Origin of the sequence: Caballeronia sp. dw_19, assembly GCF_018449515.1 — a bacterium.
GTDB lineage: Bacteria > Pseudomonadota > Gammaproteobacteria > Burkholderiales > Burkholderiaceae > Caballeronia.
This window is the reverse complement of sequence record NZ_JAAVUQ010000018.1, coordinates 60857-85546: the sequence shown is the minus strand read 5'-3', so window position 1 is coordinate 85546 and position 24690 is coordinate 60857. Positions and strand designations below refer to the sequence as shown.

Here is a 24690-nt window from a genome sequence, read left to right as displayed (position 1 = left end):
ATTGATAAAGCGCATCTGCATCGAACACCCAGCGAACCACCCCAGGCCGTATTCAACCGGATACGGCCGATCTGCAAGCGGAGTTGACCTCATGGCCCAATGCATCAGACTGATCCTCGTTAACCTGCTGTTGCTGCTTGCGACCTCCTGCTCGACTTCACAAATACCCCCGACCAACGGGGTCGACCCCGATCTGGAGGCAAAAGCGCGCGCAGCACTGCAGCAGTTGTATAGCACTACGCCCAATGCGAAGTTGCTCCAGTCCCGAGCGAAAGCGGTGCTCGTATTTCCGGAGATACTCAAGGCCGGTTTGATCGTCGGAGCCGAGGAAGGAAACGGCGTGATGTTCGGCGCGGATGGGAAAGTGATGGGCTACTACAACGCAACGTCGGTTTCGTATGGCCTGCAAGCCGGCGCACAATCGTTTCAGGAAGCCATGTTCCTCACGACCGATTCGGCCATCAAGTATCTGCAAACCAGCGGCGGCTGGTCGATTGGCGCAGGTCCAAGCGTTGTTGTCGTGGATTCCGGCACGGCCCGATCGTTGACATCGACTACGCTGCAATCAGACGTCTATGCGTTCATTTATGGCCAGCAAGGGTTGATGGCCGGGGTAGGCATTCAGGGCCAGAAAATTTCCAAGCTCAGTCCGTGAGGGATTGGTCGTGCAGATGATTGGCGAGTAATCCTTATGGTTCATCGGGCGCGTTCCCGGCACCCCACCGGTACGCGGCCGTATACATCTGAAAATCGAAGGTGCCGAACCTCAGCGCCTTCTTGTCGGTGGTCGAGTGCACGCACACCGTGTTGGAAAAGTCCTTCGTAATCTTCAGATCGAAATCCTGGCAGCCAAAGCTCGTACCGGGATGACCTTGTCTTCCTATGCTGCTTGCAGCATGAAATCGACGTGGACGGCCTCGTAAGGGAACACTATCGCGCCCTCTGCGTTACGTTCGATGACTCCGGCATCAAGCAACGCATGCACGTCTCGATGCACGGCCTTTACGTCTCGCCCCACGCGACGAGCAATCTCACGAATAGATAGCGGCCCGGTCCCCGTAGTGGCTTTGATGATGTTCCAACGCATTTGTGTAAGCGTCTGGAACAGCAGTTCCGGCGATTCGAATGTGATGTATGCGCCTTGCGCCTTGCCTTCGAACGCTGCCAAAAACCGCTTGTTGACGGTTTCGCGCGAGGCGACGCCTAGAGTTACGGTTTTCATGATGGGCTCCAGTTGTCTACGTCAGCCCAAAAATCCACGAGGAGCTGCGCAGGTGTCGAAAAAGAGTAGAGGGTTTCAACGTCGCCAATGTGACGGTGATCCCCCTTGCCGCGCTCGTTGTCGTATCGCAAAACGCACTCGCCCACGACGATATAGGCAAGGCTGTATTTGAACAGGTGAGCGCTCCCACGCAACGGCTCAGGCACCTTCCAAACAAGCAATTCGGCAAAAGCCTGCTCGTTGACTGCATGACGCTCTTTTAGTAACAAGGTGGCTTTCATGTTGGACATGATAACAACACTTTCAAGTGTTGTCAATTACTCCAACACGCTTTGTTACGAATCACAGCGTCGCATACAAGCTCACTCGCCTTGAACGTAGCCTTGTCCATATTGATGGTGTAGCTTCCTGCTGCAGCTAATCCGGCAAGGGTTGCTTGTTCCGACTCATACCGGCACCGCCTCAGCGACCACGGCTTCACGAAATTTGTCCGGTAGTGCGTTCGGAGTCAGCACGTCTACCGACACGCCAAGCAACCGTGCCAGTTGGCGCCGGATCGAACCGATATTGAACAGGGTCATCCCCGGTTCCGGGTCGACCAAGATATCCAGATCACTGTCTTCGGTATCTTCCCCGCGCAAGACAGAACCAAATACGCGCGCATTGACGGCGCGATTTGCCTCGACAATAAGGCGAATTTCCGCGCGGTGCGCATCGAGTGCAACGGACGGTTTCATCGAACGAACTCCTTAGCTGGTTAACATCGGTCGGGCGCCAAGGCCAAGATCATGTGCGAAACCGCGAACCAACACATTCAGCCCGCTTCCGCGGGCCGTTTTCACACGCAGCGCAACAACTCAATCCGCTGCGCGCAGCTTCGCCACTTCCGCGTCGGAAGGCTGGACGCTCGCACCATCGATATACCGATAGTTTGTCATGATGCCCTTGCCGTCCTTCAACGCCGAGGTGCCCACATACGCGCCCATCGTCGACTGGTTGTCCTGTGTGCGGTACGTGATGGGACCAAACGGTGTATCGACCTTCAAGCCCTTGAACGCCGCCGCAAGCTTGTCCGGATCGGTCGACTTGGCCTTCTTCAAACCATCCGCAATCGACATCAACGCCGAATAACCCACCACCGATCCCACGCGCGGATAGTCGTGATACTTCGTCTCGTAGGCCGCGACGAACTTGCGATTAGCAGGGGTATCGATCGAGTACCACGGATACCCCGTCACGATCCAGCCAACCGGCGCCTCGGACCCGAGCGGATCGAGGTATTCAGGCTCGCCCGTCAGCAACGACACCACGGATACATCCTTGAACAAGCCACGCGTATTGCCCTCGCGCACGAACTTGCCAAGATCGGCGCCGAACTCGACGTTGAAGATTGCATCGGGCTTCGCGTCCGCAATCGCTTGCGTGACCGCGCCGGCGTCCAGCTTGCCAAGCGGGGCCGCCTGGTCCGCAACGAACTCAACGTCAGGCTGCGCCGCTTTCAACAGACGCTTGAACGTCGCCACGGCGGACTGGCCGTATTCATAGTTCGGATAGACAACCGCCCAACGCTTCTTATGCAGCTTGACGGCTTCGGGCACGAGCATCGCGACCTGCATGTAGGTCGACGGACGCAGCCGGTACGTGTACTTGTTGCCGTCCTGCCAGACGATCTTGTCGGTCAGCGGTTCGGCAGCCAGGAAGAAAACCTTGCGTTGCTTGGCATAGTCGGCAAGCGCCAGGCCCGTGTTCGACAGGAACCCGCCGAACAACAACGAGACCTGCTCACCCGTGACCAGTTCCTGCGCCACGCGCACGGTGTCACCCGGATTGCCGTTGTCGTCGCGCGAGATGACTTCGAGCTTCTTGCCGTCGATACCCCCCGCCGCGTTGACCTCATCGAGCGCCATGTTCCAGCCGTTCTTATACGGGCCGAGGAACGCAGGCTGCGATTTATAACTGTTGATTTCGCCAATCTTGATGGTCTGAGCGGCAGCGCCAACTGACACTAAAGCGGTGGCCAGGGGCGCAACCATGAAGGCGGTTAAGCGCAGCAACGATCCAACACGCGTGGTCATAGTTTTTCTCTCCGGATAAAGCGGCTAGGTTGAATGCTAAATGACATGGCTAAGGCTGATTGAAGGATACCCTTGGTCGATCTTTGCTTGGGCTGCGCGCTTAAACACTCAGGTAGGCTCGCCGCACTCCTTCATCGCGGGCGAGCTCGTCTATCGTGCCGCTAAAGCGTATCTGCCCTTTTTCGAGCACATACGCGCGATCGCTGACGAGTTCGGCGAAATGCATGTTCTGCTCGGATAGCAAGATAGACAGCCCTTCGCGCTTCAACTCGAGAATCATGTTCGCCATCTGTTCGACAATGATTGGCGCCACGCCTTCCGACGGTTCATCGAGCAGGACCAGCGTGGGATTGCCCATCAGCGTACGCGACACGGTCAGCATCTGCTGCTCGCCGCCGCTCATCTGGCTGCCCGGGCGATTCGGCATCTCGCCAAGATTCGGGAACAGGCGGAACAGTTTTTCAGGCGTCCAGCGGGGTGCGTCGTCGCGCGGCGGCTGGCGGCCGGTATCGAGATTCTCCATGACTGTCAGATCGCCGAACACGCGCCGGTCTTCGGGCACGAAGCCCATGCCGAGTCGTGCAATACGGTACGGCGGCAACTTCGCGATGTCGTGCCCGCAGAAATGGATCGCACCCTGCCGTGACGGCAGCATGCCCATCAGCGCTTTCATCGTGGTCGATTTGCCTGCGCCGTTGCGGCCCATCAGTGCGACCACTTCGCCGCGGCCGACTTCGAGTTCAACGTCGTACAGGATCTGCGCGCGGCCATAGAACGCGTTCAGGCCGGAGACTTTCAACATGCTCTTGTCTTGCGTGGATGTGCTCATCAGGCGACCCCGTCTGCTGCAAGCGATGCACGCGGCGTGAACGATTTTCCCGTGCCGAAATACACTTCGCGCACACGCGGATCGTTGCGGACGGTCTCCGCATCGCCCTCGCCAATCAGCTTGCCGCGAGCAAGCACGATCAGCTTGTCGGCGTAAGCGAACACCACGTCCATGCTGTGCTCGGTGAAAAGCACACCGAGCTTGTGGTCGATCACCAGTTGTTTGGTCAGCGCCATCAGGTCGTTGCGTTCCTTGGGCGCCATGCCCGCCGTCGGTTCGTCCATCAGCAGGAGTTTCGGTTTATTGGCAAGTGCAATGGCCAGTTCGACGCGCTTCACATCGCCATAAGCCAGCACGCCGCACGCACGCTTCGCATGCGCCGCCATGCCGACTTGTTCGAGCAGGGCGAGCGCTTCATCGGCGTGAATGGACGATGCCGGTTTCCACAAGTTGAATAGCTGGTGGTCCCGCGAAACGAGCGCCATCTGCACGTTTTCAATCACAGTCATCGAATTGAAGGTCGCGGCAATCTGGAAGGTGCGGCCAACGCCGAGACGCCAGATATCGCGCGGACGTTTGCCTGCGATCTCGTGGCCGTCAAACAGGATCGAGCCTGAACTCGGTCTCAACTGCCCGTTGAGCATGTTGAAGCAAGTCGACTTGCCGGCGCCGTTCGGACCAATCAGCGCGAGCAACTGGCCGGCGTGCAAGTCGAAGGAAACGTCGTCGACCGCTTTGACGCCGCCGAATGACCTCGCGAGATGAGAGACGCGCAGAAGGGTCACAGGGCCTCCTTGGCGGGTTGCGAGGCCACGCCGCCATCGGCATTTTTGTGCGACCCCAGCTTGTCCCGCACGAACCCCACGATCCCCTGCGGGAACGCGATCACCAGCACCAGAATCGCTGCGCCCAGCAGGGCTTCCCAGTAGTCCGTCTGACGCGCTACCGTATCTTGAAGCCAGGTGAACACCGCCGCGCCGACAATCGGCCCGGTGAGTGTCTGCAAGCCTCCCAGCAGCACCATGACGAGGCCATCGACCGAACGCCCGACGCTGATTACTTCCGGCGAGATCGACCCCTTGGAGAATGCATACAGCGATCCCGCGAGGCCGCAGAACAATGACGAGATAATGAAAGCGACCCACTGCACGCGCTTCACATCGATACCGATCGCTTCTGCCCGCAAAGTTGAATCGCGAGAGGCACGCATGGCATAACCGAGGGGCGAGAACAACATTCGCCGCAAAAGCCATACGCCCAGCACCGCGAACACCAGGGTCACGTAGTAATACGCCACCGTCGAGCTGAGCCAGCTCGACGGCCACAGGTTGAGAATGCCGTTGCTGCCGCCGGTCACCGCGTCCCACTGGAACACGATCGACCAGACGATCTGCGCGAAGGCCAGCGTCAGCATCGCGAGATAGACACCCGACAAACGCACGCAGAACCATCCGAACACGATCGCCCCGACGCCAGCAAGCAAAGGGCCGAGCACGAGCGCGGCCTCCATCGGCAGGTTCAAGACCTTCAGGAATAACGCTGCGCCATACGCGCCCAGGCCGAAATACGCGGCATGACCGAACGAATGCATGCCGCCCGGACCCATGATGAAATGCAGGCTCGTCGCAAACAAAACTGCGATCAGTATCTCGACAAGCAGCACGGGCATGTAGGGGAACACGCCTGAAAGCAGCGGTGCGAGCACAAGTACGGCGAGCACGAGACCAGCGAAAATTTTCAGACGCGTATCGGCGGGACGCAGCGGTGTTTCGGCGGCAGCCATGGTACGAACCGCGGCCTGTGCGCGACCGAGCAGACCCCACGGCCGCACGACGAGCACGATAGCCATCACCACGAACTCAGCCACCAGCGTGAACTTGCTCAACGAAAACACCACGCCGCCAATGGTGACGTCGCCTATGCCAATGCATAGCGCCTTGATCTCCGCGATCAGCAACGCGGCCACGAACGCGCCGGGAATCGAGCCCATTCCGCCGACCACCACCACGACGAACGCATTGCCGATCGTATCGATATCAAGCGACAGATTCGCCGACATGCGCGGCACCTGAAGCGCGCCGCCAAGACCCGCGAGAAATGCGCCGATAAAAAACACGCCCGTAAATAGCCAGGCCTGGTTGATACCGAGTGCACCGAGCATTTCCCGGTCACCGGTCGCCGCGCGCACAAGCGTGCCCCAGCGCGTTTTAGTCAGACCGAACCAGAGGATAGCCAGCACCACGGGACCGATCACGATCAATGCAATGTCGTAGGTGGGCAATGCGTGGCCAAGCAGATTGACTGCGCCGCCGAGCAGCGGAGCGCGCGGCCCGAACAGGTCTTCCGGGCCCCAGATGTACAGCGCGGCGTCGCGAAAGATCAGCACCAGCGCAAAGGTCGCCAGAAGGTGGAATAACTCGGGTGCCTGATAAATGCGACGGAGCACGATCACTTCGACCAGCGCACCCAGCACGGCAACGACGATCGCGGCTGCAAGCATCGAAAGCCAGAAACCGGCGACGGTCGAACCAAAACGGCTGGCGATGCTATAGGCCACGTACACGCCAAGCATGTAGAACGAGCCGTGCGCGAAGTTGACGATTCGCGTCACACCGAAGATCAACGACAAACCGGACGCGACAAGAAACATGGCGCAGGCGTCCGCTAGTCCGTTGATGAGTTGTATAGCCAGATTCGAAAGCATCGACGCCTCTATCGCTCGAGATTCATCAAGGTGTACGTGTCCGCAAGCTTGCTTTTTACAGCGATGTCTTCGCCTGCTGATACAAATGTACACACTCTAATTCTAGTCTTCTATGCAATGACCATGCCCACTTTATAGCTAGTGACTTGTACTAGGTATCGTGGCGTTTATCCCTTGTTTTATCGGGGTTTATAGCTAACGCGAAGCTGACAGCCATACAAGGATGCTGGTTGTGCTGCACCTTATAAAATCAGCGTACACGCCATAATCGCTTTTCCGGTGCGACGGTCCCGCTATTGGTGCAATGCGAGGAAGCGGCGAATGGCATTGCACCAGATGAAGCGGCTAAATAATAAGCGCGGCCATAACCGCGCAAACGCACTGCACACAATCGCGCTTACTCGACATCGGGCGCACTTAGCTTGCGCAGCAAATAGAGCACGGCCACTCGCTCCGCTTCGTTCAGCTCGCCCATGGTCAGTTCGCTGATACGCAAGGCGGTTGGCGTGATCTGCTCAACCAGGCTTTCACCCGCCCGCGTCAGTTGCACCGTCACCTTTCTGCGGTCGTCGGGATTTGTCTGCAACTCGATCAGCTCTCGCGTCCTCAGACGTTCAATTATGCCGCGCACCGTGGCTGCATCGATCGCGGTCGCCTTGCCCAGGTCGCTCATTGAAGATGGTCCTAGCCTTCGGCTGGCACTCAATACCGCAAACTGCACGGCGGTCAGTTGAGGGTCGTCGATGGTCTGGCTGAAGATGGCGAGATGGCGCTGATAGGCCTTGCGAAGCAGATGCCCGATCTGCTCCGACACCTCATAGCGGGACACGGCGTCCTGTGCAGCTTGCGATGAACCGGAAGGAAGCTTCGAAGGCGCCATGATAGTTCGAATGTCGGTGAGGTGGAATGGTGGGATGGGGATAACCGCTCGCGCGGACCGGGCGGCGCAATTCGTCAAGGTAGCCGCAGCAACATTCCCCCTAACGCTAATGCACGTGTTTCCGGATTCGCGCCGACGCCTGAGCCACGTCTTTCCACGACGCTTCATTCGGTGCGAATGAAGCCCGGATATAAGACACGAGATCGGCGATCTGATGGTCGTCGAATGAATCCTTGAAGCCCGGCATGTAACCAAGCGCATCGGTTGCGGGGGCATCAATGCCATTCTGGATGACGTTCAGCAGATTGTCCGGCGTCGCTTCGCTCACGCTGGTGTTCAGCGAGAGCAGCGGACGCACCCCGAAGTTGCCGACGCCACCCGTCGCAGCATGACAGACCGCGCATGCGCCTTCAAAGATCCGCCGGCCGCTATCGAGTCCCTGCAGGGTCACGGCGTCCGTGGCGGGATCGTACGTGGGTTTTGAAACAGGAACAGCGGCCGGCTGCGGCGAGAGCGACGCCACGTAATGCGCCATCGCGCGCACGTCCTCTTCCGGCAGCGTCGACAAACTCGCGACGACCGGCGCCATCGGGCCAGCCGCGACGCCATGCTCATGCGAGAAGCCCGTCTTCAGATAGTCGTACAACGCCTGCTCGGTCCAGCGCACCGGCGCCTTCGAATTGGCGACAAGCGACGGCGCCACCCAGCCTTCGGCGCTCCCGCCTGTCAGGTACAAACGCCCGCCCTTCTCCGCCCCGAATGCATTGCGCGGCGAATGGCACGCGCTGCAATGTCCGGCGCCATCCACGAGATACGCGCCGCGATTCCACAACGCCGAGCGCGCCGGGTCGGGCTTGAACTCGCCCTGTTTCAGATAGAGCGCATTCCATCCAGCGACCAGTGCGCGCTGATTCAGCGGAAACGGCAAGCGTGTGGCAGGCGGCGTATTTTCGACCGCCGGCTGCGACATCAAATACGCGTACAGCGCGGTCATGTCGGCCTCGCTCATCTTCGTGAACGCGGTATAGGGGAATGCCGGATATAGATGATGGCCGTCGCGTGAAATGCCCTGGCGCATCGCCCGGTCGAACGCGGCGAACGACCAGTTGCCGATACCCGTCTTCGGATCGGGCGTCAGGTTGGTCGTGTAGACCATGCCGAAAGGCGTTTCCAGGCCCAGGCCACCGGCATTGACCACGCCGCCGGGCGCCGTATGACAGACCGCGCAATCTCCGAACTCGGCAATCTGGCGGCCGCGGGCGATGGTGGCATCGGACCAGGTCGATGCAGCCGGGCGGGCGATCGCTTCAATCGGGGCACGCAGGGGCCACGCGGCGCAGGCCAACCCGATCAGGCTGCCCACCCCACCGGCCGCGAGCGCGGTCCACAGCGAGCGTTTTACGCGCCTCAGTCCGCTGCCGATCGCCCCTTCCGGCTCGCGGGTACGCCCAAGCGCCGCAAGCACGCATTCCGGCGTGAAGGGCGGCGCCCGAAAACGCACACCGGTTGCATCGTAAAGCGCATTGGCGATAGCCGCTGCCGCTGGCGAGACATCGATTTCCAGACGATCATTGGCCGTCACCTGCGTAGCGACCTCGCTGCTCGCCGCCGATGCGGGAGCAAGTTCATGCGATACGGCTTGCGCACCCGGCGTCTCGTCGTGCGAGGGTCGCGCGGTGAGTTGCAGACCCAGGGCACGCGAAGCCGCAGCAGCGATCTGCCGGGCCGGAATTCCATTCAACCGGCCAATCCTGCGCCGGCCGCTCGCCCGCCCCGCTACCACCCGCTTAAGCGCAACGTCACCGGTCAGGCGGTTTACATCGAGATCGACGATCCACGCCGAATAGTCGGGCGTCGGGTTATCGCCGGATGCGGCATCGTGTTTGTCGAACGCGAAACCGCGGCCATGTGCGACTTCATTGTTCGCGCGGCGGGTCTTGCGATCCGGCTTACCGGCGTTCCACGCTGCCCGCTGCGCCACCGTGTCGATCAGTTCCCTCGCGCCGCCATACTCCACCGGATCGAGGTGATCGAGACGAAACGAAACCGGATCGCGATGATGATCGCGCGCGATTTCATCGACGAAAGACTCGCGTGCAAAGGTATGCGCCGAGCCGGGAATCAGCGCGGCGGGGTCGTCGACAAGCGACGTGGCACGGGATGAAGAATAAGGACCCGGATCTTGCGCAACTGCTTCTCCGCCTGTTAAGCCCGGCGTTCGCGCCATGTAGCGCCAGTCGAGCAGCGCGCCTTCTGTGTCCAGCGACGCCGCGACGCAAACTTCCGCCTCCCTGACCTGAGACATCGACATATAACCGCCAACGCATATCGCCCGGCCAGTCTCCGCCATCAAAACAACCGCAGCGAGCGCGGCATGCGTGGCGATTAGCGGATCAGCGTGCTCATCGAGGGAATGCAGCGCAAAGCGGTCGGGCAACAGGCCCGTGATAGCGGCAAGCTTCGCCCGTAGATCCGCGGTCTCGGGAGCACTGCTCCAGACCGCGATACTCCCGGCCTCGTTGCGCGCAATGGCCTCGCACGGCACCAACCTGTCCGCCGGAATCGGCCATATGTAATGCGCTTCCTGCTGCAAGCCGGAATGTTGCACGGGTAACGAGGCGGTGTCGCCGGCATGCTGCGCACGAGTCGATAACACCAGCCGGCAAGCAGCGTCGTGTGCCAGCTCGAAACGCTCGGCCACGAACGCGGCCACGTTGCCCACAACGACCCAGCGCACACCAGCTTGCACCGCCAGCTTGTGCCCAAACGCGAGCAGCGCAGCGTCGGCATTTCCCAGCACGCACGCGTGAAGCATCGACTCGGGCATCAGCACGGGTCCGCCAGAACTTCCTTCGTGCACGGCGTCCATTACATCGGGTCCATTACAGGGCGTCCATTACAGGGGATCCAATGAATCAGCGTTTTTGTTCGCGTTTCAGGTATTCAGCCGCGCGATGCACGGCCTTCATGATTTCAATGTGCGTGCCGCAACGGCACAGGTTGAAGCGCAGCGCGTCGCGGATGTCGTCGTCATCGGGCGTGGGGTTGCGATCGAGCAGCGCCTTCGTGCTCATGATCATGCCGTTAAGGCAGTAGCCGCATTGCGCTGCTTGTTCATCGATGAAAGCCCGCTGGATCGGATGCAGCACGTCCAGCGTTCCGAGCCCTTCCAGCGTAAGCGTTTCACGTCCAATAGCCGCCGCAACCGGCACGACGCACGAACGTGCAGGGCCGCCGTCCAGCAGCACCGTGCATACACCGCACTGGCCGAGACCACAACCGTACTTCGGCCCGTTCAGTTCGAAGTCGTTGCGCAGCACATACAACAAGGGCGTGTCGCGGGTCACATCGACCGTGCGCGTGCTGCCGTTGACGGTCAGCGTCAACGGTCCGGAAACCTGTGTTGCGGAAGCAGACACGCTCATTTTCAAGTCATCGAATCAAGACCGCGCGCGGCAATGTCTCTAGACAGGCAGCTTATCCAGACACTGCCGCGCGCAGCCGGGTCGAAATATCAGGCGGCGGCAGTTGTTGCCTGCTTGGCCGACGGCGACTTCAAGGGCTCGTTGAACACGTCATAAGCGAACACCCATGCCGGATCTTCGTTAGTGCGCAGCCACGTGTTGTTATGCGAGACCAGTTGCACCTTCGATGCACGCTCCGCACGATTCGCTTCATACAACGCGAACACTCCGGCGTAATCGGTTGCCCCAACCTCGTCCAGGCAGCGAGTCAGCATTGCCGCATCCTCGATCGCCATGGCCGCGCCCTGCGCCATATGCGGTTTCATCGGATGGCATGCGTCGCCGAGCAGCACCAGCCGGCCGCGGCTCCACAACGGCAGCGGATCACGTTCCAGCAGCGGCCACTTCGTGACTTCGGGCGTGGCGTCGATCAGCTTCTGCACCGACGGATGATAGCCCGCGAACGCCTCGCGCATTTCGTCACGGCTGCTGGGCGCAACCGACTGCCCTGCCGGCCACTCAGCCTGTGGAACGCCAGTCACGTAGTAGATTTCATCGCGCCTGGACGTCACGTAATACACCATCATGTGCCGATCTTCCGACCACCACTTTACACACAGATCGAAAGGATCGGAGCCGAGCAGCGACGCGGGAAATACCGCGCGATGCGCAACATAACCCGTATAACGCGGCGGTTCCGCGCCGAGCAGATGGTCGCGGATCTTCGAGTTCACGCCGTCCGCACCAATCACAATGTCCGCGGTCTCAACACTGCCGTCGGCGAACGTCAGCCGCACTTCGTTGTCCACCTCTTCAATTCCGCTCAGGCACTTGTTGAACTCGATCGTGCCAGGCGCAACCGCTTCGGTCATCAGCGCATGGAAGTCACCGCGATGCACAGTCAGGTACGACGCGCCATATTCTTTCAACGCGAAATCGCCCAGCGGAATCTGCGCGATGGCTTCGCCCGTTTTCCAGTCGCGGCTGTACCAGAAGTCCGGGTGCGAACCCATGACGTTCAGCGCATCTTCGCAATCCATGCGGCGCATGATCTTCATCACGTTGGGGCCGAGGTGAATGCCCGCGCCGAGACGCGAAAATGAGGGAGCCTGCTCGTAAAGGCGAACCGAATACCCGGCGCGCTGCATCAACGCCGCTGCTGCTGTCCCGCCAAGGCCCGCGCCAATGATCGCGATACGGGGTTTGCTCATGATGATCTCTCCATGTCTGGCGCTCGCCGAAAGTCGTTCAGCCGAGCCTGTTGAATAAACCTATATAGAGTGTACACATTGAATTTTTTTGAGTAAAGAAAATTTGCATTGAGTCTACACAGGTGCGCTTTATCCCTTTATATGTGCATTTAATGAGGGTTTTCACCAATCTAAAGCATGCTTGCACCATTAAAAAATGTTTTCGGAATCTTGTTAAATTCCAATGTGTACACTAGACTTTATCGAATCAAATTGTTGCATCGCTTGCCAGACCAACAACGCCGCCGCGGGCGGCCCAAGACATACGGAGTCGACTAGATGACGAAGACCTTGCGCATCGGCCAGATCGTGCCGAGTTCGAACACGACGATGGAAACGGAAATCCCGGCCATGCTGCTCGCCCGCCAAACCATCCGCCCGGAGCGTTTCACGTTCCATTCCAGCCGCATGCGCATGAAGAAGGTGGTCAAGGAAGAGCTTGCGGCCATGGACGCGGAATCGGACCGCTGCGCGCTGGAACTCAGCGACGCGCGCGTGGACGTGCTCGGTTATGCGTGCCTGGTAGCAATCATGGCGATGGGACACGGCTACCACCGCGTGTCGCAAAAGCGGCTGCATGAGCGCACCGTCGAGAACGGCGGCGCCGCGCCGGTCATCACCAGTGCGGGCGCCCTGGTCGATGCATTGAAGGTCATCAAGGCCAAGCGCATCGTGGTGGTCGCGCCTTATATGAAACCGCTGACCGAACTGGTCGTGGACTACATCCGCAATGAGGGTTTTGAAGTCGTCGCCTACCGGGCGCTCGAGATTCCCGACAATCTGGATGTCGGCCGCCACGATCCCCGGCTGTTGCCGGACATCGTGAAAACCCTGCCCTATCAAGATGTGGATGCGATCGTCTTGTCGGCCTGCGTGCAGATGCCATCGCTTGCCGCAGTGCCGCAAGTCGAAGCAATGACGGGCAAGCCGGTCATCACCGCTGCCATTGCCACGACCTACGCCATGCTGCGCGAGCTGGATCTCGAGCGTGTGGTGCCAGGCGCGGGCGCGCTGCTCTCCGGCGCTTATTGAGCGGCTTAACGATCGGCCGAACGATCGGCTTATTGATCGGCTGAATGATCGATTACCAATCGCTTTCGACACCATAGCTTTCGATCCATCCACGGACTCCGCGATGAACTCAACTCTTCTCTACGGCGCGAACGTCAACGCCAACGGCATTCGCCAGCATTACCTGCGCTACGGAGGCACAGAGGGCGTGCGTGCCGGCCGTCCCGCCGTGATCCTGATTCCGGGCATTACCAGCCCGGCGGTCACGTGGGGCTTTGTCGGCGAAACGCTTGGCCGCCAGTTCGATACCTACGTGCTCGATGTACGCGGCCGCGGTTTATCCGAAGCATCGTCAACGCTCGACTACAGCCTCGATGCGCAAGCCGCCGATGTCATCGCGCTCGCTGAAGCGCTTGGCCTTGAACACTATGCGCTTGTCGGACATTCAATGGGCGCACGCATCGCGATCCGCGCCGCCCGCAGCGCGCCAAAGGGCCTGACGCACACGGTGCTCGTCGATCCGCCGGTGTCGGGTCCGGGCCGCCGCGCGTATCCGGCGAAGCTGTCGTGGTACGTTGATTCAATCCGCCTGGCTTTGAAAGGCATCGACGCCGACGGCATGCGCGCTTTCTGCCCGACCTGGACCGAAGACCAGTTGCGTACACGCGCGCAATGGCTGCATACCTGCGATGAACGCGGCATGCTGACGTCGTTCGAAGGTTTCCATACTGACGACATCCACGCCGACCTGCCCCTGCTTCGCGTACCTTCGCTGCTGATCACCGCCGCGCGCGGCGACGTGGTGCTCGACGAAGACGTGCAGGAAATGCAGACACTTAGCCCCGGACTGCTGCATACGCGCGTACCGAATGCAGGCCACATGATTCCGTGGGACAACGAAGCCGGCTTCTATGAAGCCTTCGGCGATTTCCTCGGCGCAAAGCTCGTCTAAGTGCAACGCAAGACAAGCCGACACTGACACTCATTCTTCAGGAGTCAACATGCCAATCAGCGATTACGAAATGATCGCCGCATGGAAGCAGGTACTGACGTTGTCGAAGCTGCAAGCGGGCCAGACCGTCACCATCCTCACCAGCGCGTCCACGCATCCGCAAACGCTTTCAAGCGCGCTGATCGCCACGCAGTCCATGGGCGCGATCGTCAACCGGCTGGACCTCCTGCCAGTGAACGGCGAAAAGGCCCTGAGCCGCGACTCGCTCGCGTATCTCGGCACCACGCCTCTCACCGGCAACCTGGCCGCTATCGCTGCGTTGAAGGCGAGCGATCTCGTACTCGACCTGATGACCTTGTTGTTCTCGCCCGAGCAGCACGAAATCCTCGCGACCGGCACGAAGATCCTGCTCGCAGTCGAGCCACCCGAAGTGCTCGCGCGCCTCGTGCCGACCGAAGCCGATCGCACCCGCGTGCGGGCAGCGGCCGAGCGGATCAAGGCGTCGCGTGAAATGCGCGTCAAGTCAAAAGCGGGCACGGAACTCGTGTGTCCGCTGGGCGAGTTCCCCGCTATCTCCGAGTACGGTTTCGTCGATGAACCCGGCCGCTGGGATCATTGGCCAAGCGGTTTTGTGCTGACGTTCCCGAACGACGGACAAGCGAGCGGGCAAATCGTGATCGATCGCGGTGACATCTTGCTGCCGCAGAAAAAGTACGTGACGGATCCAATCACGCTGACGGTTGAGAACGGTTATGCCACGCGCATCGATGGCGGTGTGGACGCGGCCTTGCTGAGCGACTACATGGCTTCGTTCAACGATCCGGAAGGCTACGCAATCTCGCATATCGGATGGGGTTTGCAGCCTCGTGCACGTTGGTCGACGCTCGGGCTGTATGACCGCGAGGCGACCATCGGCATGGATGCGCGCGCGTTCGAAGGCAACTTCCTGTTTTCGCTCGGCCCCAACAATGAAGCAGGCGGCAAGCGTACGACCACGTGTCACATCGACATCCCCCTGCGCCATTGCGACGTGATGCTCGATGGCGAAGCCGTGGTCCGCGATGGCGTGGTAATGGACCGATAGAACAATCACCATGCGGAGAGTTTGAATGAGCGACATCCAGAGCCACGCCGAATCGGGCGTGTACAAACAGCAGGGATTCGGCACGCCCTTGCCTGTGAAAGGCAATATCGGCTTGCTGATTGTCGACTTCGTGGTCGGCTTCGCGGACCCCAAGACCTTCGGCGGCGGCAACATCGGACCGGCTATCGAACGCACGGTACACCTGCTGGCCGCCGCGCGCCGGCATGGCTGGCCGGTTGCGCACAGCCGCATTGTGTACGCAGCGGACGGTAGCGACGACAACGTGTTTTCGCTGAAAGTGCCAGGCATGGCGACGCTCACCGAAGACCATCCGAACAGCGCGATCGTGCCTGAGCTGACGCCAGCAGCGGGCGAACTCGTCGTGCGCAAGACCGTGCCTTCCGCGTTCTTCGGCACGCAACTCGCGCCGTGGTTATCGCAGCGTGCGGTGCAAACGTTGATCGTGGCGGGTGCAGTCACGAGCGGATGCGTACGCGCAAGCGTGGTCGATGCGATGTCGCATGGTTTCCGTCCGCTGGTTGTGTCGGACTGCGTCGGCGACCGGGCGATCGGCCCGCACGATGCGAATCTCTTCGACATGCAACAAAAATATGCCGCTGTCATGACGCTCGACGAAGCCCTTTCCACGATAGAGCAACGGCACGCCTGAGCGCAGGATTTGCAGAGATAACGCTAGCGGGTACGATGCGAAAGCGTATCGTTGATCTTGAAGCCCCACGCGTTGAAGCGGTTTAGTCGAATGAAGCGGCATTTTCAGGGACCATCATGCCCACTGCAGCAGCGCTCACCCGAGGTGAACTGCTCGCGCGCAGCGGCTGCCTGACCATCGTCAGGCAGCCGATCGCGCCGGTCAAGCCCGCGCCCGGTCAACCGGGCAGCGGGTCTTCCTACGTTCAGGACTCGCCGGAAATTTTCGTCGCGATCCTGGACGATGGCAGCATCCTGGCGTTCAACGGTCACGTCGATCTCGGCACCGGCATCCGCACGTCGCTCGCGCAGATCGTGGCGGAGGAACTCGACGTGCCGGCCCCGCGCGTCAAGATGATCCTCGGCGACTCCGCTCAAGTGCCCAACCAGGGCCCGACCATCGCCAGCGCGACCATCCAGATATCCGCCGTGCCGCTCAGGTTTGCCGCGGCGCAAGCACGGCTCGTGTTGATCGGGCTGGCAGCAGAGCGCTGGGGGCTCGATGCCGCCCGCCTTGCCACCGACGACGGTTATGTCATTGCTCCGGACAAGACCCGCATCGGCTTCGGCGAGCTGCTACAGGGGCAGCGAATCTCGCTCCCCATCGACTCATCCATCGCGGTTAAGGACCCGTCAACCTACCGGATTGTCGGGCGGGCGACACCGCGCGTCGACCTGCCCGCCAAGGCCACCGGCACCCTGACCTTCGTTCACGACATGCGCGTGCCCGGCATGCTGCACGGGCGCGTCGTGAGGCCACCCTATGCAGGACATGACTGCGGCGCGTTCGTCGGCAAGACGCTGATCGACGTGGACCGTTCATCGGTCGATACGCTGCCGGGCGTGCGCGGCGTGGTCGTGATCGGTGACTTCGTCGGGGTGGTGGCCGAGCGCGAGGAACAGGCGATTCGCGCGGCCCGTGCGCTGCGTGTCCGCTGGCGCCCGCTGCCGCCGCTGCCCTCCCTCGATAACCCTGCAGAGGCCATCGCTCAGGCTCCGGCCCAGCGGCGCCTGCTGCTCGAAGAGGGCGACGTGGAGAGCGTGCAGGACCAAGCCGGCACGACGACGCTTACACGCAGTTATGTCTGGCCGTACCAGATGCATGGCTCGATCGGGCCGTCCTGCGCCCTCGCGGACTATCAGGACGGGCGCATCACGGTATGGTCGGGCACGCAGAACCCGCAGACCTTGCGCTACGACTTGTCGCGTCTGGTCGAGCGGGACGAAGCCGATATCGATATCGTCCGCATGGAGGCCTCTGGGTGCTATGGCCGCAATTGCGCCGACGACGTTGCCGGCGACGCGCTCCTGCTCTCGCGTGCCATGGACCAGCCGGTGCGGGTCCAGCTATCGCGCGCTGACGAACATCAGTGGGAGCCCAAGGGCACGGCACAAGTTGTGGATGTGACCGGCACGGTGTCACGCAGCGGCGACACGCTGGGTTATACGTTCGCCTCGCGCTATCCATCGAACGATGCGCCCATGCTCGCCCTGCTGCTCACCGGCGCGACACCGGCCGAGCCGCGCATCTTTGAAATGGGCGACCGGACCGCGGTGACGCCCTACACCTTCGCGCATCGCCGTTTCGTCTGCCACGACCTGGCGCCGCTCGTCAGGGCATCGTGGTTCAGGGGTGTTTCCGCACTGCCGAACTCCTTCGCCCATGATGTATTCATCGATGAACTCGCGTTCGAGACCGGCGCCGATCCTCTGGCATTCCGGTTGCGTCATCTGAAGGACGATCGGGCCGTGGCGTTGCTTGAAGCGGTTGCCGAACGCGCAGGCTGGCAAGCCCGTGCCGGACGCCTTCCAGCTCGCGATACCGGCGAACGCGTGCTTCAAGGGCGCGGCGTGGCGTATGCACGATATGTGCATAGCCGCTTTCCCGGTTTCGGTGCGGCCTGGTCAGCGTGGATCGTCGATCTGGAAGTCGATACTGTCAGCGGAGAAATCCGCATCAAGCGGGTGACGGTCGGTCAGGACACGGGCACCGTGATCAATCCGGACGGCGTGCGCCATCAGATCCACGGCAATGTGATCCAGACGCTGAGCCGCACGATGAAAGAGCGTGTGCGCTTTACCGACGGTCTGGTCGCAAGCAAGGAATGGGGCAGCTATCCGATCCTGACATTCCCCGAACTGCCCCCCGTGGACGTGGTGCTGGTCGACCGGCAAGGCGAGCCGCCGCTCGGCGCCGGCGAGTCTGCTTCGCTCCCCGGTGCGCCCGCTATCTCCAATGCGTTATTCGATGCAACCGGCGTGCGCTTCCGCGAACCGCCATTCACGCCAGACGCGGTCAGGGCCACGCTGCAGGCCGCCGCAGCGCGGGTGCCTGTCGAGCATCGATAAGCGCGTAGCAGCGGCTTGTCTATCGATACGCACAAGCTCAGCTATCTTCCGCCCGCGTCATGGCGCGCAGCAGATACACAATGGCAACCCGCTCCGCCGGGTTCAAACCCCCATACGTTTGCTCGCTTACTTGCCGGGCAAAAGGCACGGTCTGGTCGATCAGCGCGAGGCCTTCCGGTGTGGTACGCACCAGCAGCTTGCGGCCATCGAGTGGGTCGGGCGAAACCACGATCAGTGAACGCGCTTTCAACCGCTCGACCACGCCACGAATGGTGGCCTGGTCGATCGCTGTCGCCTTGACGATGTCGTTAAGCGAGCAGGATTGCTGTTCCTTGACCGCGCACAGAGTGACGAACTGCGCCGCGGTCAGGTCGGAATCTGGAATGGCCGCCTGGAAGATGGCGACGTGGCGCTGGTACGCGCGTCGCAGCAAGTGGCCGATCTGCTCGGAGAAGTGATACTCCTCGCTCGCGGAAACATCCGCAGGGGTGGGCGGTTTTTTGGACATGGGAAGAATTGTAGGGTACACGTTCTATTATGCTTCGATTACGGCGGCGCACCGTTTTCTTCAGCCCTACCGTGCGTCCCTTTTTATCATAGTCTGCGGCGGACTTTCGGCGGCGTTGTAACGCCCTGCCCTGGGTGTTCCGACCCGAGTCAGAACGCCACGATGACAAACCCTTGAGTTCCGGCGAAAATGGTATAAAATTTTATACATAAGGACGCCATGACGCCGGAGAAATAAATCCGTTGGGTAGGGTCCGCCTACGACGACCTACTGGAGTTTCCAGAGGAGCCACGTAGGGATGCCGGCTTCCAGTTGAGCAAGGTTCAGTCTGGGTTGGACCCCGAGGACTGGAAGCCGTTTGGGGAGGTGGGTGCTGGAGCTCGGGAAATCCGTATCAGGGACAGCAGCGGCATTTTCCGGGTGATGTACGTAGCCAAGTTCGAGGAAGCGGTATATGTCCTGCACTGCTTCCAGAAGAAAACCCAGGCAACCAGCAAGCGGGATAAAGAAATCGCCGAGGCGCGCTATCGCGCCGTGGCCAACGCAAGGAAGATCAATCAATGACGATCGATACTGAAATCCGCCATGTGACAAAACCGGGCGCAAATCTGTTCCGTGAACTCGGGTTTTCGGTCGAGGAAGCCAAGCTGCTTCAGGCCGCTTCGCGCAAGCAAATCAACGACACGCAGCAGCTCAAGGAACAATTGATGTCGGAGCTTGCTGAATGGATCGAGCAGCATCATCTCAAGCAGGCGGAGGCAGCAAAGATCCTGATGGTGTCGCGGCCTCGTGTATCCGACGTGGTGAACAAGAAGACGGCCAAGTTCACTATCGATACGTTGGTCGAGATGCTAAGCAGAGTGGGAAAGCCGGTCCGGCTGGCAATCGGTTAATCGCCGAATATTGGGAATGGGAAAGTCGGGACCGTGTTACCCGCTAATGCCCAACGCCGGGTCAAGCACCGTCGCCAGCTTTTCAAACGCCGGCTCGATTTCCTCTTCGGCCACGCAGCCGTACCCAATCAACAAGCCCGACATCCCCTCGCCCGGCCTCAAGAAATAACCCGATAGCGGCCGCACCACAATATTGACCGCGAGCGCCGCTTTCGCCACTTCGCGATCATCCACACCATCAGGCAAACGCAGCACGAGATGCAGCCCTGCATCGCCACCGACAATCTGCAACGCGTCGCCATACCGCTTCCTGATCGTGTCCAGCAGGATCTGGCGACGCTGCCCGTAGATTCCGCGCATTCGCCGGATATGCGACGTGAAATGCCCCTCCGCGATGAACTCGGCCAGCACCGCCTGCTGCAACAACTGCCCCTCGCGATACAACTCGGCGGACGCTGTTGCAAAGCTCGTCGACAATCCCTCGGGCACCACGATATAGCCAATCCGCAGACCCGGGAAAAGCGTCTTGCCGAAGCTGCCCACGTAGATCACCTGACCCGATGTATCGAGTCCTTGCAGCGACGCGAGCGGCCGGCTGCCGTATCGAAACTCGCTGTCGTAATCGTCCTCGATGATCCAGCAGCCGTTTTGCCGCGCGAACTCCAGCAGCATCCGCCGCCGCGCGAGGCTCATCACCATGCCGAGCGGGTATTGATGCGATGGCGTGACCAGCATCAGCTTGGGCGGGTCTGCAAGATCGTCCACAGAAGGATTGATGCCCTCTGCATCCACCGGAATGGCCTTGAGCGATAGCCCGGACACTTGCAACACGCTACGCACGCCCCAGTAGCACGGGTCTTCGGTCCAGATGACATCGCCGGAATCGGACAGCAGGCGCACGGCGAGATCGATGGACTGATGAATCCCCGTCGTCACGATGATTTGCTCCGGCGTGCAACGCACCGACCGCGAGGTCCGCAAATAATCGGCGAGCACCTGACGCAGCTTGGGCAAACCACCACCAGGCGCGTAGGTCAGCAGATCGGGCGGCAAGCGACGCCAGTATTTCGATTGCAAGCGGCTCCAGACGGCCGCTGGAAACTTCGATACATCGGGCACGCCGGGCATGAACGCGCCGCCTTGCCGCTGAGACACACCCGCCCCTTGCAACAACCGTGCGCCACGCGCGGACAGCACACGCGGTTCCGCTAGGACCGCATCGGGCGCCATGGATTCCGCGCCTACGATATCGTCCGGCGCGCTGTCCGAGACAAACGTGCCCTGCCCGGTCGCCGACCACACGTAGCCTTCCAGCGCGAGTTGCTCATACACCTGCGTGACCGTATTGCGGCCGAGACCCAGCTCGCTCGCGAGCAATCGGGACGACGGCACTTTGGTTCCGGCCGGCAATTCCCGCGACAGAATGGCCTGCTGCAACAAACCATATAACTGCCGATAAATCGGCAGCCCGCCCGTTCGTTCAATCCGCTGAGCCAGCCAGTCGGACAACATGCTTGCACGCATCGCGGCCATCGAATAATTGGCTCCTATAAAAACGCGGAAATGGCTCTGATTGAAAGAGCCAAATCTTACTATAGTCGAGGCAACGCCTAAAAACCCGCCAAGGAGCGATGCCGTGAGCCAGACCCTGAAGAATGCCGACCTTAAAGCCCGCAAAGATGCCGCCACGCCGCGCGGTGTCGGCGTGATGTGCGATTTCTACGCCGAACGTGCGGAAAACGCCGAGCTGTGGGATGTGGAAGGCCGCCGTTTCATCGACTTCGCGGCGGGCATCGCGGTATGCAACACCGGGCATCGTCACCCGAAAATTGTCGCGGCAATGCGCGCGCAACTCGAACGCTTCACGCATACGGCGTATCAGATCGTCCCTTACGAATCGTATGTTTCGCTCGCCGAGAAGATCATCGCGCGCGCACCCGGCGACTATGCAAAAAAGGCCGCGTTCTTCACGACCGGCGCGGAAGCAGTCGAAAACGCCATCAAGATCGCGCGCGCCGCGACGGGCCGGCCGGGCGTGATCGCGTTCACGGGCGGGTTCCACGGCCGCACGTTCATGGGCATGGCGCTCACGGGCAAGGTAGCACCCTATAAGATCGGCTTCGGGCCGTTCCCGTCCGACGTATTCCACGCCCCGTTTCCGAACCCGCTGCGCGGCATCACGACGGAAGATTCGTTGCGGGCCATCGAGCATCTCTTCGCGGCGGATATCGAGGCCAAGCGCGTTGCCGCGATCATCTTCGAACCGGTTCAGGGTGAAGGCGGTTTCTATCAGGCACCCGTGGAATTCGTCCGCGCGTTACGCAAGCTCTGCGACACCCACGGCATCCTGCTGATCGCCGATGAAGTGCAAACCGGCTTCGCGCGCACGGGCAAGTTGTTCGCGATGCAACATTACGACGTCGTGCCGGACCTGATGACCATCGCCAAAAGCCTGGCGGGCGGTATGCCGCTGTCGGGCGTGGTCGGTCGTGCCGATGTGATGGACGCGGTCGCGCCCGGCGGTCTTGGCGGCACGTATGCCGGCAATCCGCTGGCGGTGGCGTCGGCGCATGCGGTGCTTGAGATCATCGATGAAGAGAAGCTTTGCGAGCGTGCCGTGCGACTGGGCGATAAGCTGAAGTCGCGGCTGTCATCGATTAAGGCAGACGTGCCGCAGATCGCCGATGTGCGCGGCCCCGGCGGCATGATCGCCGTTGAATTCTGCAAGCCCGGCACCACCGAAGCCGATGCCGCTTTCGCCAAGCGCGTGCAAACCCTGGCGCTTGAGCGCGGCCTGCTTTTGCTGATTTGCGGCGTGCATAGCAACGTGATCCGGTTCCTGTTTCCGCTGACCATTCAGGACGCCGTGTTCGATGAAGCACTCGCTATTCTCGAACGTGTCCTGACAGAAGAAGTGGGGGTCGCAGCATGAGCGCGCAACGTTCACCCATGCTGTTAAAAGACCCGGCGCTGCTGCGTCACGACGCGTTCATCGACGGCGAGTGGCAAGGCGCCGACGACGCCTCCACCTTCGAAGTCATCGACCCGGCGAACGGTCAGTCGCTCGGTCATGTGCCCAGGATGGGCCCGGCGGAAACGCGTCGCGCGATCGATGCGGCGAACACCGCGTGGCCGCTCTGGCGCAAGAAGACCGCGAAGGAACGTGCGGCTGTCCTGCGCCGCTGGTACGAACTGATGCTGGAACACGCCGACGATCTCGCCATGATCCTCACCCGCGAGCAAGGCAAGCCGCTCGCCGAAGCCCGGGGTGAGATCGTCTACGCGGCATCGTTTATCGAGTGGTTCGCGGAGGAAGGCAAACGCGTCGCGGGTGACACGCTGGCATCGCCCGCCGCCGATAAACGCATCGTGGTGACCAAGGAGCCGATCGGCGTCTGCGCGGCTATTACCCCGTGGAATTTTCCGAGCGCGATGATCACGCGCAAGGTAGGTCCGGCACTCGCAGCCGGTTGTTCGATCGTCGTCAAGCCCGCGGAGGCAACGCCGTTTTCCGCCTTCGCCATGGCCGTGCTGGCCGAGCGCGCGGGGTTGCCCAAGGGGGTGCTGAATATCGTGACGGGTGACCCGAAGTCGATCGGCGCCGAGCTGACTGGCAATCCTATCGTCAGGAAGCTGTCGTTCACAGGATCAACGCAGGTCGGCCGTCTGTTGATGGCGCAAAGCGCGCCGACGGTCAAGAAAGTATCGCTGGAACTGGGCGGCAATGCGCCGTTTATCGTTTTCGATGACGCCGATATTGATGCCGCCGTCGAGGGCGCCATTGCGTCGAAGTATCGCAACAGTGGGCAAACTTGCGTGTGTACGAACCGGTTTTATATTCATGACCGGGTGTATGACGAATTTGCCGCCAAGCTGGGCGCGGCCGTTGCGAAGCTCACGGTGGGCAATGGGTTGGATAGCGGGGTTTTGCTCGGACCGCTTATTAACGACGCCGCCGTGCAGAAGGTCGAATCGCATATTCATGACGCGCTGGACAAAGGCGCCAAGGTCGTAGTTGGCGGCAAGCGGCACGCGCTTGGGTTCGGCTTCTTTGAACCGACCGTGTTGGCTGGGGTGACTTCAGAGATGAAGATCGCGAAGGAAGAAACGTTTGGGCCGCTTGCTCCGTTGTTCCGGTTTTCTTCCGATGACGAAGTGATTCGCATGGCTAACGATACCGAGTTTGGATTAGCCGCGTATTTTTATAGCCGCGATATCGGTAGAGTTTGGCGTGTCGCCGAAGCGCTGGAATATGGCATGGTCGGGATTAATACCGGACTCATTTCTAACGAAGTCGCGCCGTTTGGCGGGGTTAAGCAGTCCGGGCTCGGAAGGGAAGGGTCGCGGTATGGGATCGATGATTATCTGGTGATCAAGTATTTGTGTATGGCCGTTTGAGGGACGTTCGCACTTGAGGGGGTGGTTTGGGCTGGGGTTCTTCGGGGCGGACGGTCGGGGTTGATGCCGGGTTGGTGCTTTCGGCGTTAGTGGTCTGCGAGAGTCGGATTTTCTCTTTATCACTGTTAGCCACTGTGCGTGGCGGCACGTCATTTCTTTGTCCAAAGCGACAAAGAAACGAAGCAAAGAAAACGCTTTAACCGCTCTACCCTAAGTGTCCACAGCGTGCAGTTTTCATTCATAGGTGCCCCAAAAGCACGGTGCTCGCCAGAGCCACGGATGTGTGAACCCCTCCTTCTCCGAACACCGATACCCACACGCTTCGCCACCAGTGATTGAACCTGCCCAAGGAGCACCCCGCGC

At 60.7% G+C, this 24690-nt stretch carries 23 protein-coding genes; 10 read left to right on the top strand and 13 right to left on the bottom strand.

Features of this window, described 5'->3' with window-relative positions; genetic code table 11:
• Positions 1-91 precede the first annotated feature (91 nt).
• Positions 92-655: a lipid-binding SYLF domain-containing protein gene (locus HB376_RS23015; protein ID WP_213765972.1), complete on the top strand. Its 564-nt coding sequence runs from the start codon at positions 92-94 to the stop codon at positions 653-655.
• A 225-nt stretch (positions 656-880) separates the two neighbouring features.
• On the opposite strand, the gene HB376_RS23010 is transcribed toward HB376_RS23015, so the two are convergent.
• The 11 genes from HB376_RS23010 to HB376_RS22960 form a co-directional block, all read right to left on the bottom strand.
• The gene (locus HB376_RS23010) at positions 881-1222 is read right to left on the bottom strand and encodes a winged helix-turn-helix transcriptional regulator (protein ID WP_213765971.1); all 342 of its coding nucleotides are present in this window, start codon (positions 1220-1222) and stop codon (positions 881-883) included.
• Positions 1219-1539, bottom strand: coding sequence for a DUF6516 family protein (locus tag HB376_RS23005; RefSeq protein WP_255631508.1), 321 nt, complete (start codon positions 1537-1539; stop codon positions 1219-1221). Before HB376_RS23005 ends, HB376_RS23010 begins: the two co-directional genes overlap by 4 nt.
• 129 nt (positions 1540-1668) lie before the next feature.
• Positions 1669-1959: a nucleotidyltransferase family protein gene (locus HB376_RS23000; protein WP_213765970.1), complete on the bottom strand. Its 291-nt coding sequence runs from the start codon at positions 1957-1959 to the stop codon at positions 1669-1671.
• Between the two features lie 120 nt (positions 1960-2079).
• Positions 2080-3297 carry an ABC transporter substrate-binding protein gene (locus tag HB376_RS22995; protein WP_213765969.1) on the bottom strand — a complete coding sequence of 406 codons (1218 nt, stop codon included), beginning with the start codon at positions 3295-3297 and terminating at the stop codon, positions 2080-2082.
• A gap of 100 nt (positions 3298-3397) precedes the next feature.
• Positions 3398-4126, bottom strand: a complete 729-nt coding sequence (locus HB376_RS22990; RefSeq protein ID WP_213765968.1) for an ABC transporter ATP-binding protein — start codon at positions 4124-4126, stop codon at positions 3398-3400.
• Positions 4126-4911, bottom strand: coding sequence for an ATP-binding cassette domain-containing protein (locus tag HB376_RS22985; protein ID WP_213765967.1), 786 nt, complete (start codon positions 4909-4911; stop codon positions 4126-4128). The genes HB376_RS22990 and HB376_RS22985 overlap by 1 nt, the downstream gene beginning before the upstream one ends.
• Entirely contained in the window at positions 4908-6830 is a 1923-nt protein-coding gene (locus tag HB376_RS22980; RefSeq protein ID WP_213765966.1) for an ABC transporter permease, read from the bottom strand. The genes HB376_RS22985 and HB376_RS22980 overlap by 4 nt, the downstream gene beginning before the upstream one ends.
• A gap of 397 nt (positions 6831-7227) precedes the next feature.
• A complete protein-coding gene (locus HB376_RS22975) occupies positions 7228-7710 on the bottom strand; it encodes a MarR family transcriptional regulator (RefSeq protein ID WP_213765965.1) in 483 nt (160 codons plus the stop codon).
• A 106-nt stretch (positions 7711-7816) separates the two neighbouring features.
• The gene (locus HB376_RS22970; protein WP_255631507.1) at positions 7817-10579 is read right to left on the bottom strand and encodes a c-type cytochrome; all 2763 of its coding nucleotides are present in this window, start codon (positions 10577-10579) and stop codon (positions 7817-7819) included.
• A 46-nt stretch (positions 10580-10625) separates the two neighbouring features.
• Positions 10626-11135 (bottom strand): (2Fe-2S)-binding protein, encoded by a 510-nt coding sequence (locus HB376_RS22965; protein ID WP_213765964.1) that lies wholly within the window; start codon positions 11133-11135, stop codon positions 10626-10628.
• Positions 11136-11224: 89 nt separating this feature from the next.
• Positions 11225-12385, bottom strand: a complete 1161-nt coding sequence (locus HB376_RS22960) for an FAD-dependent monooxygenase (RefSeq protein ID WP_218627348.1) — start codon at positions 12383-12385, stop codon at positions 11225-11227.
• 318 nt (positions 12386-12703) lie between these two features.
• On the opposite strand from HB376_RS22960, the gene HB376_RS22955 reads away from it, so the two are divergent.
• The 5 genes from HB376_RS22955 to HB376_RS22935 all read left to right on the top strand — a co-directional run bounded on the left by HB376_RS22955 (position 12704) and on the right by HB376_RS22935 (position 18528).
• A complete protein-coding gene (locus HB376_RS22955; protein ID WP_213765963.1) occupies positions 12704-13456 on the top strand; it encodes an Asp/Glu racemase in 753 nt (250 codons plus the stop codon).
• A 103-nt stretch (positions 13457-13559) separates the two neighbouring features.
• Positions 13560-14387 (top strand): alpha/beta hydrolase, encoded by an 828-nt coding sequence (locus HB376_RS22950; protein ID WP_213765962.1) that lies wholly within the window; start codon positions 13560-13562, stop codon positions 14385-14387.
• A gap of 49 nt (positions 14388-14436) precedes the next feature.
• The gene (locus tag HB376_RS22945; RefSeq protein WP_213765961.1) at positions 14437-15471 is read left to right on the top strand and encodes a 2,5-dihydroxypyridine 5,6-dioxygenase; all 1035 of its coding nucleotides are present in this window, start codon (positions 14437-14439) and stop codon (positions 15469-15471) included.
• Positions 15472-15496: 25 nt separating this feature from the next.
• A complete protein-coding gene (locus tag HB376_RS22940; RefSeq protein WP_213765960.1) occupies positions 15497-16141 on the top strand; it encodes an N-carbamoylsarcosine amidohydrolase in 645 nt (214 codons plus the stop codon).
• Positions 16142-16257: 116 nt separating this feature from the next.
• Positions 16258-18528, top strand: coding sequence for a molybdopterin cofactor-binding domain-containing protein (locus HB376_RS22935; protein ID WP_213765959.1), 2271 nt, complete (start codon positions 16258-16260; stop codon positions 18526-18528).
• Between the two features lie 37 nt (positions 18529-18565).
• Here the strand turns inward: HB376_RS22935 and HB376_RS22930 are convergent, their stop codons facing one another.
• Positions 18566-19036, bottom strand: coding sequence for a MarR family winged helix-turn-helix transcriptional regulator (locus HB376_RS22930; protein WP_213765958.1), 471 nt, complete (start codon positions 19034-19036; stop codon positions 18566-18568).
• A 237-nt stretch (positions 19037-19273) separates the two neighbouring features.
• Between HB376_RS22930 and HB376_RS22925 the strand changes: the two genes are divergently transcribed.
• Both HB376_RS22925 and HB376_RS22920 read left to right on the top strand, forming a co-directional pair.
• Positions 19274-19600: a type II toxin-antitoxin system RelE/ParE family toxin gene (locus HB376_RS22925; RefSeq protein WP_346730556.1), complete on the top strand. Its 327-nt coding sequence runs from the start codon at positions 19274-19276 to the stop codon at positions 19598-19600.
• Complete coding sequence (locus HB376_RS22920) at positions 19597-19929, top strand: XRE family transcriptional regulator (RefSeq protein ID WP_213765957.1); 333 nt, start codon at positions 19597-19599, stop codon at positions 19927-19929. The genes HB376_RS22925 and HB376_RS22920 overlap by 4 nt, the downstream gene beginning before the upstream one ends.
• 36 nt (positions 19930-19965) lie before the next feature.
• On the opposite strand, the gene HB376_RS22915 is transcribed toward HB376_RS22920, so the two are convergent.
• The gene (locus HB376_RS22915; protein ID WP_213766027.1) at positions 19966-21453 is read right to left on the bottom strand and encodes a PLP-dependent aminotransferase family protein; all 1488 of its coding nucleotides are present in this window, start codon (positions 21451-21453) and stop codon (positions 19966-19968) included.
• Positions 21454-21577: 124 nt separating this feature from the next.
• On the opposite strand from HB376_RS22915, the gene gabT reads away from it, so the two are divergent.
• The gene (gene gabT / locus HB376_RS22910) at positions 21578-22861 is read left to right on the top strand and encodes a 4-aminobutyrate--2-oxoglutarate transaminase (RefSeq protein ID WP_213766026.1); all 1284 of its coding nucleotides are present in this window, start codon (positions 21578-21580) and stop codon (positions 22859-22861) included.
• A complete protein-coding gene (locus HB376_RS22905) occupies positions 22858-24327 on the top strand; it encodes an NAD-dependent succinate-semialdehyde dehydrogenase (protein WP_213765956.1) in 1470 nt (489 codons plus the stop codon). Before gabT ends, HB376_RS22905 begins: the two co-directional genes overlap by 4 nt.
• Positions 24328-24690: the final 363 nt, after the last annotated feature.